The organism is Bradyrhizobium macuxiense, assembly GCF_001542415.1.
Taxonomy (GTDB): Bacteria; Pseudomonadota; Alphaproteobacteria; order Rhizobiales; family Xanthobacteraceae; genus Bradyrhizobium; species Bradyrhizobium macuxiense.
Genome location: NZ_LNCU01000083.1, coordinates 1 through 211 on the forward strand (window position 1 = coordinate 1; position 211 = coordinate 211).

Consider the following 211-nt stretch of genomic DNA (forward strand, 5'->3'; position numbering starts at 1 on the left):
TTGTGCGTTCTAGCATCGATGCCTCCAGCGGGCCAAGAAGACAAAAACGGCGGCCGAAGCCGCCGTTGATCTGTCGTTGCCCGATGCGGTTCCTGTGCTTACGCCGCTTTCAGCTGTACTCGCTTGATCTCGCCGACGATGAACAGGTAGGCGATTGCCGCGACCAGCGCGTTGGCGCCGACGAACACCAGCGCGCCGTTGAACGAGCCGG

General features: G+C 62.1%; 1 protein-coding gene. It reads right to left on the minus strand.

The genetic code is table 11. From position 1 onward, the window contains the following. Positions 1 to 98 precede the first annotated feature (98 nt). A partial coding sequence (locus AS156_RS44900; protein ID WP_245313042.1) for a hypothetical protein occupies positions 99 to 211 on the minus strand: 113 nt, incomplete at its 5' end.